The organism is Sulfuracidifex metallicus DSM 6482 = JCM 9184, from assembly GCA_032834875.1.
Classification (GTDB): Archaea; Thermoproteota; Thermoprotei_A; order Sulfolobales; family Sulfolobaceae; genus Sulfuracidifex; species Sulfuracidifex metallicus.
On record CP135238.1, the window covers coordinates 54,037 to 71,611 of the forward strand.

Consider the following 17,575-nt stretch of genomic DNA (forward strand, 5'->3'; position numbering starts at 1 on the left):
CTCACTTTTATATGGAGAAAGGAAGAGTTATACCAATATTACTTATAATTGGGTCTATATTTATTATTATTTATAGATATTTAGGTTCTACTAATAGAATTAGTATTTATATAATTTTATTTACTTTGATATCTACAATAATTATTTCTTATCTATTAAATAAGAAAATTATAAAGATTAACAAAATAGTCTTACAGTCAAATCTATATAATATAATTACCGATAAAGATCAATATTGCGGTATCATTTTACGTATTATTGGAAAAACCGATACTTCGTCTACATCTAGAAGTATTTTAGAAGAAGAGCTTAGAAAACTGAGCATGTCATTGGCTAGGAGGCAATCGGGATTCCATTACGTTTTTACTACTTCAATATATGAAGGGAAAATGGGATCAGCCATAATAATATATAAAAAATGTAATGATGAAGACAAATCCAGTCTGATTTCTGATATAGAGAAAGAGGTAAACGATGTATATAACATATCTAGAGCAATTTCCCCTCATTTGGATCTCATCCCTTCATCTACATCATCCACAATTGTTCCACTTCCATCAATTTTTGGGAACATCCCCTATCTTTACGCTCCAGAAAGAACATTTAGTCCATCTACTAACGAAATGTTAATTTATGAATACGATTTGCCCTTGGGAGAAGCTATGAGCAGTTTTGGCAGAACTGAAGTAGGTATAAAATTAAGCGATCTTACTAGGCATATAGGTATATTTGGCAGTACTGGTTCTGGCAAGAGTACCACAGCGTCGCATCTCGCAATTCAGGCCTTTAAGAAAGGTGTGAATATTGTTATACTGGATTGGCACGGTGAATATAGAGAACTAATACCAAATGATATAAACATTATGTTTTACAATAAGATTAATATACTTAAAATAAATCTAAACCAGATTATATCTAATGATATTAATGATGCAGTAGACATCTTCGGTGACGTAATGCAATTGACAGATCCTCAACGTTTTCTCCTGTATACAGTTCTAAATAAATTGAAAAAAAATCCTGAGTTAAGTTTTAAGAACTTATTAACAATACTAAGAAATATAGAGGAAACATCAAATTGGATAAGAGATGTTAAGTATGCCTTAGCTAGAAAGTTTTTTATTCTTTTTGGGAAGGAAGGAAGGAGCTTATTCTCTACTGATGGATTAACTTTAGATAATTTAGAAAGTTACATAAACGGCTTTGTTATAATAGATATTAGCAATATTAAAAATACAAAATTAAGAAGATTATATGGTCTATTAATTATGAAGTTAATTTCAGATTATTATATGGAGAAGAAACCCAGCAAAAAGACTATGATAATTGTAGATGAAGCTCATAACTACTTTTCTGAAAAAAATGATTTCACCGATAGGCTAGTCTCTGAAATAAGAAAATATGGTATTTCCTTCTGTATAGTATCGCAGTCTCCCTCATCTCTATCACCTGAAATAATGAAGAATACCAATATTAAAATAGTTCATGCTATTAAATCAGATATTGACAAGAGATCTATAAGGGAATCTCTATCTCTAGACGAACGAATTATCTCGTCGTTAGACAAGCTAGATGTAGGAGAAGCCTTGCTTTCTGCTCCAAATATCAAAAAAGCTATAATAATTAACATAAAAAGAAAAAATATAAAAACTAATTAGATTTTAGGTTAGTCCTCTTCGTGGTGTTCTTCTCCCTTCTTGTTTTCTGTTCCGCCACTCTTCTTTCCTGCAGCTACTATATCGTCTATCCTAAGTATTAGAGTCACAGCCTCAGTTGCAGCCTTAACTGCGTTATTCTTTACCATTGCTGGTTCTATTACTCCAACGTTCCACATGTTATCTGGATATGCTGAAGTGAAGTTTAGCCCATACCATTTATTGGCTTCATTTTCGTGTAGACTTCTTAATTTAACGAGATTATCTATTGGATCTAATCCAGCATTCTCTGCTAATATCATGACTAATCCTTCTATAGCATTCGCATATGCCTCTATAGCTAACTGTTCTTTTCCTCCAACTTGAGGAGCATACTTCCTAAGTCTCTTTGCTATTTCTATTTCGACTGCTCCTCCTCCAGCTACGACTCTTCCATCCCTTATAACATCAGCTACTGTTCCTAATGCGTCTCTTAGAGCTCTTTCAGTCTCATCTACTACACGCTCTAGACCTCCTCTTATCAGTAAGCTTATTGCTTTGGGATTCTTAGCACCTTCTATGAATACCATCTTGTCCTCTCCTACTTTTCTCTCTTCGACTAAAGCTGCAAATCCAAGGTCCTGCTCAGTTAGTTCCTCCAAATTAGATATTACTCTTCCTCCTGTAGCTCTTGCTAATTTTTCTAGATCGCTCTTCTTCGCTCTTCTTACAGCTAATATTCCCTTCTTAGCTAAGTAGTGCTGTGCTACTTCATCTATCCCTTTCTGGCATATTACAACATTAGCTCCAGTGTTAACTATCTTATCTACTTTTTCTTTCAATAATTTCTCCTCTTCGTCAAGGAAATTCTTCATTTGAGTTGGATCATTTATTCTAATTTCTGCGTCAAGCTCAGGCTTCTCAACTTCTAGAGAAGCATCTAGTAATGCAATCTTTGCATTTTCTACCCTCTTAGGCATGCCTGGATGAACTACTTCCTTGTCGACTACGATTCCATAGACCATCTGTGTGTCGTTTATGCTTCCTCCATGTTTCTTTACAATCTGTATATTGTCAAGGTCTACATACCATTTATCTCCTCTTAACTCTGCTACTTGGGTTACAGCTTTAGTTACTAGGTCTGCTAGATAATCTCTGGCTCCAGCAACAGCTTTGCTTCCTAATGAAGTCATAGCGACCTTCTTTAAGGTATCTGTATCATTAACTGATACTTTCTCTGCAATTTCATTTATTGTGTTTATTGCAATCTCTTCAGCCTTCTTATATCCGCTTACTATTATTGTAGGATGAATCTCCTTGTAAAGCAAATCTTCAGCTTTCTTTACTAACTCTCCTGCGAATATGACCGCAGTTTTAGTTCCATCTGCTGTTTCCTCATCTTGCCCCTTTGCTATCTGTACCAATAATTTAGCTGCAGGGTGCTGAAGATCCATTTTATCCATTATTGTTGCTCCATCATTAGTTATTGTTATATCTCCTAAACTATCAACGAGCATCTTATCCATTCCACGTGGACCATAGGTACTTCTTAATGCTTCTTGGACTGCCTTTATTGCAGCTATGTTTATTCTTAAGGCTTCCTTACCGTATGTTCTACTAGATCCTTCCTTTAAAATAATGACTGGGATTCCTTCTGGAGTTTGAGCTACTGTAGCTGTTGCCATTTTATGTCACCTTCCACACATCCTTAGAAAATGCTTATATAAAAAGTTTACTCAAAAAAGGACTGAAACATATTAGCCTTCTAGTTTAGGTAATATAAGCTATCTTATTATTTCTATTTATAGTCTATTCGTTAATGATATTCATTATTGCTATTCTATTTTTTGTTTTTATCTCTGATATTATACTCTTGTATTCTTTATCTGTAATTCCTATATATCTTAAATATTGTTTGTATCTATCATCATTGCTAAAATAAATTGTAAGAATTATTCTTGTTTTTGCTTTTTTACCACTTAGTATGCCATTTTTTAATAACTTATCGTAAGTTCTCTTCAGGTTTTCATCTTTTTCCAAAATTTGGTTAAGGTATGTCTTAAATAGATCATTAAATTGACTATTATTTTTACTTAAAAAAAACCTAGATACATCCTTATTTTTTTGGGCGAGAATTTTCTCTAGTTTCTTCTCTTTATATTTTAAAGGTTTGAAGTTATTTGCATTAAAGAAAACTGGTTGTTCGTCAAATATTATGTCTTCTATAACTGATCCACAGTTTTCGCATACTATTATACCGTTCTTGTAGTCCCATCTTAGATTAGTTGAGTTACAAAAACTGCATCTATTTCCTTCCATGAGCAGACTTCCAAAGGCAGATAGATATAACAATGGTTGCTTATAATGTAAAGTAGAGTGTCCGACCCAGTCGAAAATATAAAGGAAGAACAAGTTTTTCAGAGCATAATAAACAAGAAAGGTTTAAATAAGGATGACATTTTAAATCTAAATTGGGATAGATTTGTTGTATATGTAGATCTTAGGCAGAAGGGTAAGGTAGTTCAAAGCGGTTACAACGATTTCACGTTAATCTTAAAAGAGCATAAGGGCGAGAGCAAAAATAGATCCTTAATCCTAGTTGTTAGCGAATCATCTAAATTAAAGCTTGATAATCTACTGGAAATAATTTCTAGATCAAAATCGTTAAATCTAGATTTCTTTTTAGCTATAGTGGATAAATACGGAGACATTACTTATTATAATATGAGTGAAACAAGGCTATCTAAGTGATGTTGAATGATAAGAACTGAACCAGTTAGAGGAATGAAGGATTACGTTGGTATTGAGGCTAAGGAGATACGATTTTTAGAAGACGTTTTTAGAAAAACGGTAGAGCTTTCAAATTATATTGAGGTAATATCTCCAATAATAGAAGAGTTTTCGCTTTTTGCAATGAAGGGTGGAGAAGAACTTAGAAGAACAATGTATACCTTTAAAGATAAGGCAGAAAGGGAACTCTCTTTGAGACCAGAAATAACTCCTTCTATTGCTAGAGTTTTTCTAGACAAGCTTCAACCCTTACCTAGGCCAATTAAGTTATATTATATTGGAACAGTCTACAGGTACGATGAACCTCAAAACGGAAGATATAGAGAGTTTAGACAAGCTGGAGTAGAGGTTCTTGGTGCAGAAGGACCTTTGGTTGACACCTTAGTAATTAATGATCTATATACATTTTTCAATAAGATAGGAATGGGAAATATAATTACAATTAAATTAAATAATATATCAATTATAAGAAGAATATTAGAGGATATGGGAATTAATGAGGGAGAACAAGAACATATTTTACATTTAATTGACAAAGGCCTTTTTGACGATGCGGTTCAAGAAATAGACAGACTAGCTACGTCTGATAAGAAAAACATGGAGACAATGTTCGAAATAATAAAAGCTGGTACTATATCAGAGGTTAAGCTAAAAGATTACATTTCGTATTATAAAAATCTTTCACAACAATTTATTTATCTTAAACAAGTTTACGAAATGTCCAAGAACTTAGGCATTCCTGTAAAGTTAGATATGAGTTTAGTTAGAGGATTGGCTTATTACACTGGAATAATTTTTGAGGTAAAAACTGAAAACGTTCAGTTTAGCATTGCTGGAGGAGGAAGATATGATAGATTAATAGAAATATATGGTGGTCCTCATACACCTGCTGTAGGTTTCGCGGTTGGAATAGAGAGAACTTTAATAGCTGGGAAAGGGTATATAAAAATTTCGCAACTTCCTAAAATAATAATTTTTAATTTAACTTCGTCCTGCTTAATGTTTTCTATCTCCCTTGCTGGAAAATTAAGAGAAAATGGCTACATAACTGAGATAGATACAAAAGGTGGATCTCTAGGTAAAGCAATTCCCTCCTATATTTCACAAGGTTTTAGACTAATGATAATTATTGGAGAAAAAGAGGTTAGAGAGGGAAACGTAACGGTAAAGGATTTAGACAAAAAGACTCAAGTCACAGTTGCTGTAGATAAGTTATTGGATCTGTTAAAACAAATGTTATAAGAGTCTACGCTTAAGTAATTCTGAGAGGGTTTTAAATGGAAGAATTACCTTCAACTGCAATAGGACTTAAGACGTCTGATGGTATCATACTAGGTTCAGAAAGGAGATTAAGTTACGGAGGTTATGTGTTAAGTCGAGAAGCTAAAAAAATAGCAAAAATAGGAGAGTTTGGAATAGCAGGAGCAGGAATATATGGAGACCTTCAATCTCTAACTAGGATAATGAACGTTGAAATAAAGTACTATGAACTATCTAACAATCGAAAAATTTCAGTTAAAGCTGCAGCAAAGTTACTGTCTACTTTGTTATATCAATATAAAATGATGCCTTTTATATCTGAAATAATTTTCGGAGGAATAGATGAAAATGGACCTCAGCTCTTCATTATGGACCCAGTAGGCAGCCTAATAGAGGACGACTATGCTGCAGTAGGTTCAGGAGCTAGAACAGCAATAGGAGTTTTAGAGTCAAGCTATTCTAAAAACATTAGCATTGATCAAGGGATAGAATTAGCGGAAAAGGCAATCAGAGCTTCTATAGAAAGGGATATAACTTCAGGAGACGGAATAGATATATTAGCTATTGACAAAAATGGTTTTAAAGAGAAATTTTTAAATCAATAGCTATCTATTTGGCTTTTTTAACGCAGAAGTATATATGATCCATAATATTTAAGTTTGTATCCTTTATTAAATTATTATCGTCTTTATCAATGATTTTCACTAATAATCCAAAAATTGATATTATAGTAACTAATCCACTTTCATTCTTTTTCTGAGTAACTATATAGCCATGACCGCAGAAATCCTCTGGGCCAAATTCTGGTCTAATTTTGCTCAATACTACATTTACTTTTTCTTTTTCAGTAAAAGTATTAATATCATTTACTATATCAAATATTATTTCGCGTTTTTCACAATGCATTTCTACTAAAAGAATTCCTTTAAGTGTACCCTTATTTATTGATGTAATTTCACATTGCTCGTTAAGTCCATCAATGGTATTTAACAAAGCGGATCATCTCACTTATATAAGTTGCCAACTATTAACGTTAGTGGGAGGTCTTTAATGTCATCCAGAAGGATATTAGGTGAATTTAATTCAATTTTGGATAAAACTGTAACAGTAAGATTAACTGACTCGAGAACATATACTGGAACCTTCTATTCGTTTGAGCTGAACCCTTTTATCATAACGTTATTAAATGCAAAAGACTCAGATAAAAATGTCTACTATAAAGTTATAATAAATGGTAATTTAGTAGAGGAAATTCAATTGAAAAATGCACCTATATTCGATGTAAAGGAGTTTGGTCAAAAACTTGAGAAAGATCTTAATTTAAGGCCAGGAGATGTAAAAATTTATGATGACGTAGGAATTCTGACAGTAATGGACAAGATAAAGGTTAGTGAAATGGGAGTAGAAGGAACCGGACCTTTAGCACAAAGAGTTTATGAAATATATAACGAATATATGTCAAAACGCAAGAAGGAGAGTAATCAATGATAGGAGATTTCGAAATAAGAGAAGAAGATTTAGCAGGAAGAATAGGTAAACTTGAAACCCGACATGGAACACTCGAAACTCCAACATTTTTCCCTGTAATTCATCCAGTTAGACTTGATATAGGAATAGATATTTTAAAAAAGATAGGTTTTAATAATTTTATTACTAATGCATTTTTAATCTACAAAAATAGAAAGAATTTTAAAAAAATTCATGAAGAATTCAAATTTGATGGAACTATAATGACAGATAGTGGAGCATATCAAATTTTACAATATGGTAATGTAGATATAGATAATTTAACTATAGTCGAGTTTGAAAAACAAATAAAGCCTGATATTGCAGTAATCTTAGATTTACCTACTGGAAATACCGAAGATAGAGCTGAGGCAGAAAAATCGGTGGAGGAAACCATCAAAAGAGTTGGAGAGGTATATAATGAAGTAGATGATGATATTATTTGGACCTATCCAATTCAAGGAGGAAGATACCTAGATCTAATAAGGAAATCAACAATAGATTTCAATAAATTCAAAGACAAATTTAAATTTGCCGCGCTAGGTAGTCCAACTGTCCTTTTACAGGAATATGACTATAGATCTGTAGTCTCAATGCTAGTTGAAGTTAGAACTAATCTATCTAGAGGAGTTCCTCTCCACTTGTTTGGAGGAGGTGTTCCACACATGATACCCATAATGGTAGCTCTAGGAGTGGATTCATTCGACTCCGCTTCTTATATACTATATGCAAGAGATAACCGGTATATTACAAGAGATCGTGTTCTTAAGTTAGAAGAAATGGATTATTTTCCATGTAGTTGCGATGTATGTGCAAAATACACTCCGAAGGAACTTTTAGAAATGGATTATGATGAAAGAATTAAATTGCTCGCAATTCATAATCTTTATGCAATTAAATTAGAGGTAAATTCTACAAAGCAGGCAATAAAAGAGGGCAGACTTTTTGAGTATTTGCAAGAGAAATCTAGAAGTCATCCAGCTGTATATTCTGCTTTTAAAGAGGCTTTAAAATATAATGAACTTTTAGAAAAATTTGATAATGGTATAAAACCTACTGGGAAAGGAATTTTTCTATTTGACTATGACTCAGTATTTAGACCAGAAATTAGAAGATTTGGAAAAATACTAAATAGGTATGAACCTAAGAGTAAAAACGCCGTTCTTATATGTTACGAGGGTCTCAGTAGACCTTTCCTAGAAGACGAACTAGTAAGAAAATACGTATCTATTTCATTAAGAGAGAATAAAGACGTTTTTATAGTGGTACCTTTCTTCGGATTAATACCTATATATTGGTCTGATTCTTATCCATTAGCTCAATTCGAGTTATCTGAGCCAGTTGACGATTTGGTAAGGAAACATATGATTGACGTAATAAAGGATTTTATTACAAAAAAGAACTATAGTAAAGTAGAAGTTGTTAATTGTAAAGATCTACATATAGAGTCTATCGGTACTCTTTCCTCGTCCTGACTCTTTCTGGAAGGCTTCTAATTGTCTTTTTATATCCTCTTCTATTTTCCTTGCTTCCTCATACAATTCATTTACATCCACATTAATACTATAGATTTGATTTATTGTCTCTATTGCTACAGCTGCTGCTGCAGGGTCTGTAATATCTCTCTCCGCATATGGTAGAAGTATTGTAGCGGGAAAATCTTCTATTTCAGAATACGCTGTATAAAGAGCTAAAGGTCCTACCATCAATAGCTGCTTTTCTATCATAGGCGAATCCAACTCAACTTTACTAGTGGTAGTCTTTAACCATCTAAAGCTCTCTTGTCCTGTTCTATATCTTTTGTCAAGCCCACCGATGGCAATAGAATCCTTTACTCCAATTTCCTTCATCCATTTAATGGTAGTCTTTACAAAGTCAGCCCATTCTCTTTGAGATGGAAGGAAATGATTTAACTGAACAATTATTTTATTCTTATCATCAAAGAATAATTCAAATGGAGTAGCTACTCCATATTCGTCCAGAAAAGCAACGTCTTTATATCTTGGGGTTGTCACAAATCCTATCCTCTTCATTCCTAACTTAAGTACGAGGTGTCTTGTTGCGAGATAACCTACTTCTCCAATAGTTCTGAATCCAGTTATGAAAACGCTCTCCCTTAGGCTTCTTGGATCTACTTTTTTAAGTATAATTTTAGTCTTCATTTTTAACACCTCTCTTCACGTTTACCGCCATTCCTCTTTTCATTAGATTCATTTCTAAGCCGGATACTTTAGCTCTACCTACACCTATTACCTTGTCTTCTTCATCTACTATTATAACTTCATCGCCACTTCTTATTTCAGGATCTACATCTATTACATGTTTACAGAAAACATTTTGGCCGACTTTAACGTAATCTCTTACATTATTGTTTATTATTACTCTAAATTTTGGTTTTTTGAAATGTTCTACTAGAGGGGATGCACTAATTGTAGTCAACGAGAATAAAGTAGTTTGCGCCCTAAGGACTAAGAACAACTCATACGAATTAGTTAGAATTTCCCTAATCTTTTGTGTATTTATTGAACGTCTAATAAAAAAATTATTTTTACTGAAGAGGACTTTTGACGCCTCATAGCCAAATTGGTATTCCGCAATTCCACTTAGGTAATTAAGGTCAAACTTTGATGGTCTCTCGGGAGGTGTGAGAAATTCCTTCATATAAATTTCTCTTTTCGTTCAATCCCCTTGTTTATAGATTTTTTCTTCTGTATTTTATCAATAGCCTCTAACATGTCGTTCATTGTTACTACGTTTCTATCGTTTCTTATTGCGATGTATCCCGCTTCTACGCAAGAGTTTTTGATGTCTGCACCACTAAATCCTTCGGTCATATTAGCTAAGATTTCATTGTTAATATTCTCCTCAATTTTCATTTTTTGTGTATAAATTCTAAATATTTCTTTCCTTCCTTCAGTATTTGGTAAGGGTACTTCTACAAGTCTGTCAAATCTACCTGGCCTTAATAAAGCTGGGTCCAGTATATCTATTCTATTAGTCGCAGCTATTATCTTCACGTTATCTAAGGCTTTAAAACCATCAATCTCTGATAGAAGTTGCATCAAAGTACGTTGAATTTCCCTTTCGCCACTTGTGCCTAGCTCTATCCTTTTAGCACCTATAGCGTCAATTTCATCTATGAATACTATAGAGGGAGCTTTTTTCTTTGCCATCTCGAACACTTCCTTAACTATTCTAGCTCCTTCTCCAACGAATTTTTGAGCAAACTCAGAAGCTACTACATGAATAAACGTAGCATTGCTCTCGTTTGCAACTGCCTTGGCTAACATGGTCTTTCCAGTACCAGGGGGACCAAATAGCAGGACGCCTTTAGGAGGTTCTATTCCTATTTCTCTAAAGAGCTCAGGTTTCTTTAGCGGTAGCTCTACAACTTCTCTTAATTCCCTAATTTGTTCCTCAAGTCCTCCAATTTCCGCATAGGTTATATTAGGTCTGTCTATAATTTCCATAGATTTAACATAAGGATCATCTCTCTGCTTAAGGAGCTCTATTATGGTTGAGCCTCTTTGATTTAAAGCAACGCTCATTCCAGGCTTTATATCTGCAGTTTTTATATTATTTGATATATTAACAAGAAGATTTGGGCCTGAAGAACTTCTAACCAAAACTCTATTATTATCCATTACATCAAGCACAGTAGCCTCTATCAAAGGAGGGCTAAGCAATTTTTCCATTTCTGCTTTATAGTAATTTAGTTCTTTTCTAAGGCTATCTATTTCAATTTGTAATGAGTTTATCTTCTCTTGAAGTAATCTATCTAAAGTGTCATCGCCTACATTATTATGGTTGCTTCTTTCTTTTATCACATCAATATATCCTGACAATTTTAACCAATAAAGATTATTGTCACGGTTAGCCTAAAAACGTTTAATAGTAGGCTTTCCCATTACTTACTATATGGAAACCTCTGATAGGGAATACTGTGAGTTGTGTGGAGAACCCATTCACGGTAAAGGTACTACCGTCCTTTATGAAGGAAGTGTTATTACCGTTTGTTCCTCTTGTTACTCTAAGATCGCTAAATACTCAAAACCTGCTCCAAACCCAGCCCCAAGGCAGGAAATACATAAACCTAAACAATTCGTTCCTGCAACTTCTTCAAAGCCAAAGTACAATCTAAGCGAAGATCTTGAAATAGCTGATGACTATTATAGGTTAATTAAGCAAGCCAGAGAGAGACTAAAAATGACACAGTTTCAATTAGCGCAGAAATTGAAAGTATCTGAAAATATAGTAAAACGATTTGAACTTGGAAAACTTAAACCTACCCTAGATCAGGCAAAATCATTGGAAAAGATACTTGGAATTAAACTTATAGTTCCAATAGAAAGTAACGAAGGTGACAATGGAACAGATAACGAACTTACATTAGGAGATATAGTGAGAATTAGAGAGGGGAGGAAGTGAGGAAGGCAGTATTATTTGCAGATTTGGACTTTATAGATGAAGCGACGGATCTAGCATTTGGAGCTGGTTTCGACGTAGTAGAAAAATATAAATTACCCAAACGTCCTAATCCAAAATATTTTATACAGCAAGATAAATTATTTTATATAAAGGATAGAAGCGAAATAGACGCAGTAATTATATTTGATTTATTAAAGCCAAGAAATTTTATTAATATAAAAAAAGAATTAATAAATAAGGAAATTTTAGATAAAACTCTACTTTTATTAGAGATCTTTGCGTTACACGCAGGCTCGAAAGAGGCAAAGCTACAGATAGAGCTAGCTAGAATGAAATATGAAATACCAATTTTGAAAGAGTCCTATACCAAGGCTAAGATAACTGAACAACAAGGACCTTTAGGAGCAGGTACGTACGGCGTTGAGTCTATAATTAAATTATATAATAGAAGAATAGTAAAAATTACTAAAGATTTAGAATCCTTAAAAAAATTCAAAGAAACTATGATTCATACAAGTAGAAACGTAGGAATTCCTACTGTATCCATAGTTGGTTATACTAATGCAGGGAAAACTACAATTTTCAATGTAATGACAGGTTTATCTCAAAAAGTAGACTCTACAATGTTTACTACCATGAGCCCTAAACGTTCTTCAATATCTAAGGAAGGAAAAAAGGTAATGTTGGTAGACACGGTTGGATTTATACGTGCTATTCCACCACAGATTGTGGACGCTTTCTTTGTAACTTTATCTGAAGCAAAAAACTCCAATTTCTTAATGCTTGTATTAGATTCGAGCTTAGAAGACTCTATTATGCTAGAATATCTTAGATCGTCGATATTTACCTTAAGAGAAATTGGCATATCTGGTAAGCCGATGTTAATAGTTCTAAATAAAATCGATAAGATTAGAGAACAGGAAGTCAAATCTAAGATAGAAATTGTTGAAAACGTCTCAAAAGATCTATATTGCCCTATTATTGCAGTAGTTCCAGTGTCAGCACTAAAAGGTATGAATATAAGCTCACTGAGGGATGAGATATTCAAAATGGCCTTAGGCTAAAGGAAGCATATGTATTAAGACTTAGCCATAGACCATCAAGAGATAAAAGAGTTACCACGCATGTAGCGCTGGTGGCTAGAGCATTTGGAGCTAAAGGTGTATTCATTGAAGGAGAGGACACTCATTTGATTGATTCTATAAAAAAGGCTACTGAGGTTTGGGGAGGTTCTTCATATTTTAAGGTAGAAACTATTTCTGATGGAAAGTCCTTAGTTTCTCAATGGAGGAATAAGGGTGGAATTACCATACATTTAACTATGTATGGTATTAATGTATGTGAAAAAATAAAGGAGCTAAGTAGCTTCGAGGTACCTTTATTAATTATTGTCGGTTCAGAAAAGGTTGACAGCTGGTATTATCATAACGTCGATTTTAATCTTGCAATAGGAAATCAACCACATTCTGAAATAGCTGCATTGGCTATATTTTTAGATAGGTTATATAAAGGACTAGAGCTACATTATATATTTGAGGACTCTAAACTTAGAGTTATACCTCAGGAGGCAGGTAAGAAGGTGGTAAAAAATGGTTAGCAGTGAAGAACTCTTTGTAAGCTTGGCTGAGAGCCTACTAGGAGAGGACGTAGTGTCAGTTTTAAAGTTATTGTTAGATGAAGGGGTCGAGATGACAGATGATGAAATAGCGAATAAACTTAACATGAAAGTTAATGATGTAAGAAAAAGGCTATATTCACTTTCAGAACAGGGGTTTGTAGTATCTAGACGAACAAGAGAAAAAGAAAAAGGATGGTATATTTATTTCTGGAAACCAAATCTAGATCATATAAATGAAATATTGATTGAAAGAAAAAGGCAAATACTTAACAAGCTTCAGAGTAGGCTAGAGTATGAAAGTAGCAATACGTTTTACATTTGCAGCAGAGATATGAATCGATATTCTTTTGAGGAAGCTTTCGAAAATGAATTTAAGTGTCCTAGATGTGGTACCCCATTAGAATATTATGATTCGGAGAAGGTTAAACAATTTCTTTCGGAAAAAATAAAGACCATACAAAACGAGATCGAAAAAGAGACCAAGAATGGGACGGTTTAAGGTAGTTGATCTGTTTTCTGGTGCAGGAGGATTTGCTGAGGGCTTTAGGTTAAATAACTTTGATATAAAATTGGCTGTAGAAATCAATTCGGCTGCATCTAAAAGTTACTCGTTAAATTTTCCTGATTCAATAGTCCTACAAGAGGATATAAGGGACATCTCTGGTTATGAGATAAAGAAGTTGATAAACGGAAATCCTGACGTTGTTATAGGAAGTCCGCCTTGTGAACCTTTTACCGCAGCTAATCCGCTGAGGATGGCCAATCCTTTAGATAGGTTATATCAGGACAGTCAAGGATCACTGACGCTAGAATATATAAGGCTCGTTGGTGAGCTTTCACCTAAAATCTTCGTGATGGAAAACGTGCAAGCTATAGTAGGCACACCTTCTCTACGGGATGCCATAATCTATGAATTTAATAAAATAGGATTCAAGAATATTTTTCTTAACTTTATGGAAGCAGAAAAATACGGAAGTCCTTCTAGACGTTCTCGCGTTTTCATTTCTAACATCGAAATAAAGCCTACTCCATCTTATAGGAAAGTTACCGTATGGGAAGCTATAGGAGATTTGGAAGAAAGAAGAGATCTTCCTAATCACGAAATACAAGAGCTAGATGAGAAGAAAATAAAGGAAATAAGCAAACTCGGTTTCGAGGATTATCTTACGATGTTTCAGGGTAGCAACGGAAGAAGCATACCCGCTAAAATTAGGTTAAATCCTTTTCAAGTCGGGCCAACTGTTATGGGAAATTCTAGGTTTATACATCCTTTTTCTAATAGGTTTCTTACAGTTAGAGAACAGGCCAGATTGATGACTTACCCTGATAATCATGTTTTCATGGGAAGCAGGGATGATCAATATAATCAGGTTGGAGAAGCCGTTCCAGTAGTCTTATCTAGTATAATTGCAGCTGAAGTATTAGGTGCTTTTAATGGATGAGCTCTACGTTTGTATACATAACGTAGCCAGCGTGCAGAAATTGATAGACTTCTCTAAGGTAGTATATTCCTTTTCACCTCCAATAAAAGCATTAATTATGAGTAAAGTTGGAGGTACAGCGGCTCAAGCTGGAATTCCAGAGGTTATGAAATTGTCTTACAAATTAGGTAAGTCAGCTCTAGTCTTACCGGATCTAAAGGACGTAATTGAGCTAGTTAACCCAGATAAAATATTTCTTATTTCTTCATATGCTAGTAATGGAATTGACATGAACGATCTTAAAGAAGCAAAGAGGTTACTTATAGTGTTTAATGGAATAGAGAACGATTTTCCAAAGACCGAACAAGCATTAGGAGATTACGTTAGTCTATCCTATATAAAAGGAGACATAGGACCTACCGGTATGGCAGTCGCGTTTATCTATAGTAGCATCCTTTCAGGCGTTATAAAAATAGACCATTAACATTAAAAGTCAGTTTTACATATCAACTTAAAGAAGGGCCCGTGGTCTAGCCTGGTTAGGACGCCGCCCTTACAAGCCAAATTCTAAGATAGGCGGAGGTCTCGGGTTCAACTCCCGACGGGCCCATATTAAGTTCTAGGTAAGTGCTATGTTTATTGTATTAGTTTTTTATTTGTTCGATTATTTATATAGTTTTTTTGGAAGACTTACTTGATCTCCATGATATATAAATAACAAAAAAGTAGATATAATTTAATGTAAAAGATATTTTTGATATATAATTTAATTAAAAAATTACAGGAAATAGTTTTCTAAATGCTTAACAATACTTCACGTTCCATATTTCCATTGTTTTGAATACTCCTTTTGTTGTTTCGTCATTTCATCTATTTTTATACCCATTACAGATAATTTTAAGCTAGCCACTTCATTATCTATTTCTTCAGGGACGTTATATACTGCCTTCTTTAGATCCTTATTTCTTATCATATATTCCACAGATAATGCCTGATTGGCGAAGCTCATATCCATAACTTCACTTGGATGCCCTTCTGCAGCTGCAAGGTTAACTAACCTTCCTTCAGCCAATAAGTAGACTCTCTTCCCATTAGGCAGTAAATATTCATCGGTAAATGGTCTTATATTTCTCATTTGCTTACTCTCTTTCTTTAGTCCTTCCACATCTATTTCCACATTAAAGTGTCCTGCGTTTGCTAATATAGCCCCATCTTTCATTTTTATTATATTATTCATATCAATTACATTTATATTTCCTGTAGCTGTAACAAAAATATCTCCTATCTCAGCTGCCTTGTCTATGGGCATTACTTCGAACCCATCCATTAATGCCTCTAAAGCCCTTACTGGACTTACTTCAGTTACAATTACTCTTGCTCCCATCCCTCTCATCCTACTTGCTATTCCTCTGCCTACCCAGCCGTATCCAGAAATGACTACTATTTTTCCTGCTATCATAATATTTGTTGCCCGTAAGATTCCATCTATGGCGCTTTGTCCAGTTCCAAATCTGTTATCAAAAAGGTACTTAGTGAAAGCATTATTCACAGCAATTACTGGGTACTTTAAAACGCCTGCCTCCTCCATTGCCTTAAGCCTTACCACTCCAGTAGTTGTTTCCTCGGTTCCTCCTATTATGTTAGTAGAATAATATTTTTCATGAACTAATGCATGTAAATCTCCACCATCATCCATGATAATGTTCGGAGATACCTTAGCTACAGTTTCTATATTTTCATAATATTCTTTTTCATTTTCTCCTTTCCAAGCAAACACGTTTATTCCCTCGCTGGCCAACGCTGCAGCTACGTCGTCTTGAGTTGAAAGCGGATTGCTGCCAGCTAAGTATACTTCTGCACCTGCATGATGAAGAGTTCTAACAAGGACTCCAGTTTCCTTAGTTACGTGAAGGACTGCAGATATTTTAATTCCTGCAAGGGGCTTCTCCTTTGATAATCTTTCTCTGATCTTCATTAGGGTTTGCATATGCATTTCTGCCCATTCCAATTGCCTTAAGCCTTGATCTGCCAGTTTTATTTCCTTTACTTTGTACATGTTTGGTCTACATTTCATAAAAGCATAAAAGTTTACGTAAATTAGATGTAATCTATCTCAATTATAGCATTAATAAAATAATTTGGAAATCTAAAAATCATTTGGTATACTCAAACTTTAAATTCGTTCTACATAGTTGGAAAAGGGGTTTTAATGTTCAAGGATAAAGATTTCCTTCTTGTTGATTATACAGAAAAAGTTAAAGAGAGTGGAGAAATAATTGATACTACATTAGAAGAAGAAGCTAAGAAGGCTGGAATATATAGCGAGGATAAGAGCTATGGCCCCGTTCTTGTCATATTAGGTCAAGGCGACGTTGTTAAGGGTTTAGAAGAGGCTCTATATAATGCTGAAGTTGGGAATGAGAAAACCGTAGAAATTGCGCCAGAAAAGGCTTACGGTAACAGAGATAACACTAAGATAAAAATAGTTTCTCTATCTGAATTAAAGAGGCAGGGCATAAACCCTTACCCTAACATGGTTCTAAGGTTAAACGATGGAGGTCTTGCTACAGTTAAGAGTGTAAGCGGAGGTAGAGTTATCTTAGATCTGAATCATCCTTTGGCCGGCAAAGTCATAGTATATACGTTCAAAGTTGAGAAAGTTCTTGACACTCAAGAAGACAAAGTGAAAGCATTATTAGGTAGATGGTTCAAGAAGGTTGGAGACAAGATATCTATAGATATGTTATCAGAGAAGAAGGTAAAGCTGACTATGCCTAAGGAATTGTTGCTGTTGGAAAATGTACAGCTACTAAAATACTTGGCAGCTAAAGACATTGTAAAGTATGTTTATCCAGAAGGTTCAGTGGTCTTCGAGGAAGAATTCGATTCCTCTCTTTTAAAGTAAAGCTATAATTGAA

General features: G+C 34.2%; 20 protein-coding genes and 1 tRNA gene. 14 read left to right on the plus strand and 7 right to left on the minus strand.

All coding sequences use genetic code 11. The features are described from left to right. Positions 1-11 precede the first annotated feature (11 nt). Positions 12-1,658, plus strand: a complete 1,647-nt coding sequence (locus tag RQ359_RS00325; RefSeq protein ID WP_156016342.1) for an ATP-binding protein — start codon at positions 12-14, stop codon at positions 1,656-1,658. Between the two features lie 8 nt (positions 1,659-1,666). Here the strand turns inward: RQ359_RS00325 and thsB are convergent, their stop codons facing one another. Together thsB and RQ359_RS00335 are read right to left on the minus strand one after the other, a co-directional pair. Continuing rightward, positions 1,667-3,319, minus strand: coding sequence for a thermosome subunit beta (thsB, locus tag RQ359_RS00330; RefSeq protein WP_156016341.1), 1,653 nt, complete (start codon positions 3,317-3,319; stop codon positions 1,667-1,669). A gap of 124 nt (positions 3,320-3,443) precedes the next feature. Continuing rightward, entirely contained in the window at positions 3,444-3,953 is a 510-nt protein-coding gene (locus RQ359_RS00335; RefSeq protein ID WP_156016340.1) for a TFIIB-type zinc ribbon-containing protein, read from the minus strand. Between the two features lie 57 nt (positions 3,954-4,010). On the opposite strand from RQ359_RS00335, the gene RQ359_RS00340 reads away from it, so the two are divergent. The 3 genes from RQ359_RS00340 to psmB are packed head-to-tail and all read left to right on the plus strand — an operon-like array spanning position 4,011 to position 6,289. Then, on the plus strand, positions 4,011-4,385 hold the full coding sequence (locus RQ359_RS00340) for a ribonuclease BN (RefSeq protein WP_156016339.1): 375 nt from the start codon (positions 4,011-4,013) through the stop codon (positions 4,383-4,385). 6 nt (positions 4,386-4,391) lie between these two features. Then, on the plus strand, positions 4,392-5,666 hold the full coding sequence (hisS, locus tag RQ359_RS00345) for a histidine--tRNA ligase (protein WP_156016338.1): 1,275 nt from the start codon (positions 4,392-4,394) through the stop codon (positions 5,664-5,666). Between the two features lie 35 nt (positions 5,667-5,701). Beyond that, positions 5,702-6,289 (plus strand): archaeal proteasome endopeptidase complex subunit beta, encoded by a 588-nt coding sequence (gene psmB / locus RQ359_RS00350; RefSeq protein WP_156016337.1) that lies wholly within the window; start codon positions 5,702-5,704, stop codon positions 6,287-6,289. Positions 6,290-6,293: 4 nt separating this feature from the next. On the opposite strand, the gene RQ359_RS00355 is transcribed toward psmB, so the two are convergent. After that, positions 6,294-6,677, minus strand: a complete 384-nt coding sequence (locus tag RQ359_RS00355; RefSeq protein ID WP_156016336.1) for a DNA-directed RNA polymerase subunit G — start codon at positions 6,675-6,677, stop codon at positions 6,294-6,296. A gap of 57 nt (positions 6,678-6,734) precedes the next feature. Between RQ359_RS00355 and RQ359_RS00360 the strand changes: the two genes are divergently transcribed. Together RQ359_RS00360 and tgtA are read left to right on the plus strand one after the other, a co-directional pair. Further along, positions 6,735-7,172, plus strand: coding sequence for an Lsm family RNA-binding protein (locus tag RQ359_RS00360; RefSeq protein WP_156016335.1), 438 nt, complete (start codon positions 6,735-6,737; stop codon positions 7,170-7,172). Further along, positions 7,172-8,665, plus strand: coding sequence for a tRNA guanosine(15) transglycosylase TgtA (tgtA, locus tag RQ359_RS00365; RefSeq protein WP_338117023.1), 1,494 nt, complete (start codon positions 7,172-7,174; stop codon positions 8,663-8,665). Before RQ359_RS00360 ends, tgtA begins: the two co-directional genes overlap by 1 nt. On the opposite strand, the gene RQ359_RS00370 is transcribed toward tgtA, so the two are convergent. From RQ359_RS00370 to RQ359_RS00380, 3 genes are read right to left on the minus strand one after another with little or no spacing between them, the layout of a single operon-like run. Then, positions 8,627-9,352, minus strand: a complete 726-nt coding sequence (locus tag RQ359_RS00370) for a proteasome assembly chaperone family protein (RefSeq protein ID WP_054838818.1) — start codon at positions 9,350-9,352, stop codon at positions 8,627-8,629. The two genes, tgtA and RQ359_RS00370, sit on opposite strands and share 39 nt — an antisense overlap. Then, positions 9,342-9,851 (minus strand): PUA domain-containing protein, encoded by a 510-nt coding sequence (locus tag RQ359_RS00375; RefSeq protein ID WP_156016333.1) that lies wholly within the window; start codon positions 9,849-9,851, stop codon positions 9,342-9,344. The genes RQ359_RS00370 and RQ359_RS00375 overlap by 11 nt, the downstream gene beginning before the upstream one ends. Then, positions 9,848-11,035 (minus strand): proteasome-activating nucleotidase, encoded by a 1,188-nt coding sequence (locus RQ359_RS00380; protein WP_054838820.1) that lies wholly within the window; start codon positions 11,033-11,035, stop codon positions 9,848-9,850. The genes RQ359_RS00375 and RQ359_RS00380 overlap by 4 nt, the downstream gene beginning before the upstream one ends. Positions 11,036-11,108: 73 nt before the next feature. Here RQ359_RS00380 and RQ359_RS00385 point away from each other — a divergent pair, with 73 nt between their 5' ends. The 7 genes from RQ359_RS00385 to RQ359_RS00415 all read left to right on the plus strand — a co-directional run bounded on the left by RQ359_RS00385 (position 11,109) and on the right by RQ359_RS00415 (position 15,267). Then, a complete protein-coding gene (locus RQ359_RS00385; RefSeq protein ID WP_156016332.1) occupies positions 11,109-11,618 on the plus strand; it encodes a multiprotein bridging factor aMBF1 in 510 nt (169 codons plus the stop codon). Further along, positions 11,615-12,682: a GTPase HflX gene (gene hflX, locus RQ359_RS00390; protein ID WP_338116957.1), complete on the plus strand. Its 1,068-nt coding sequence runs from the start codon at positions 11,615-11,617 to the stop codon at positions 12,680-12,682. Before RQ359_RS00385 ends, hflX begins: the two co-directional genes overlap by 4 nt. A 68-nt stretch (positions 12,683-12,750) precedes the next feature. Next, positions 12,751-13,215 (plus strand): RNA methyltransferase, encoded by a 465-nt coding sequence (locus RQ359_RS00395; RefSeq protein WP_156016331.1) that lies wholly within the window; start codon positions 12,751-12,753, stop codon positions 13,213-13,215. Beyond that, positions 13,208-13,735 carry a transcription factor gene (locus RQ359_RS00400; RefSeq protein ID WP_156016330.1) on the plus strand — a complete coding sequence of 176 codons (528 nt, stop codon included), beginning with the start codon at positions 13,208-13,210 and terminating at the stop codon, positions 13,733-13,735. The genes RQ359_RS00395 and RQ359_RS00400 overlap by 8 nt, the downstream gene beginning before the upstream one ends. Next, complete coding sequence (locus RQ359_RS00405; RefSeq protein ID WP_054838821.1) at positions 13,722-14,678, plus strand: DNA cytosine methyltransferase; 957 nt, start codon at positions 13,722-13,724, stop codon at positions 14,676-14,678. The genes RQ359_RS00400 and RQ359_RS00405 overlap by 14 nt, the downstream gene beginning before the upstream one ends. After that, entirely contained in the window at positions 14,671-15,141 is a 471-nt protein-coding gene (locus RQ359_RS00410; protein ID WP_054838822.1) for a RecB-family nuclease, read from the plus strand. The genes RQ359_RS00405 and RQ359_RS00410 overlap by 8 nt, the downstream gene beginning before the upstream one ends. Before the next feature lie 35 nt (positions 15,142-15,176). Next, positions 15,177-15,267, plus strand: a tRNA-Val gene (locus RQ359_RS00415). A 204-nt stretch (positions 15,268-15,471) separates the two neighbouring features. Here RQ359_RS00415 and ahcY read toward each other — a convergent pair. Then, positions 15,472-16,713 (minus strand): adenosylhomocysteinase, encoded by a 1,242-nt coding sequence (gene ahcY, locus RQ359_RS00420; RefSeq protein WP_206338976.1) that lies wholly within the window; start codon positions 16,711-16,713, stop codon positions 15,472-15,474. Positions 16,714-16,866: 153 nt separating this feature from the next. Here ahcY and RQ359_RS00425 point away from each other — a divergent pair, with 153 nt between their 5' ends. Continuing rightward, on the plus strand, positions 16,867-17,562 hold the full coding sequence (locus tag RQ359_RS00425; protein ID WP_156016328.1) for an FKBP-type peptidyl-prolyl cis-trans isomerase: 696 nt from the start codon (positions 16,867-16,869) through the stop codon (positions 17,560-17,562). The last annotated feature ends 13 nt before the right edge of the window (positions 17,563-17,575 follow it).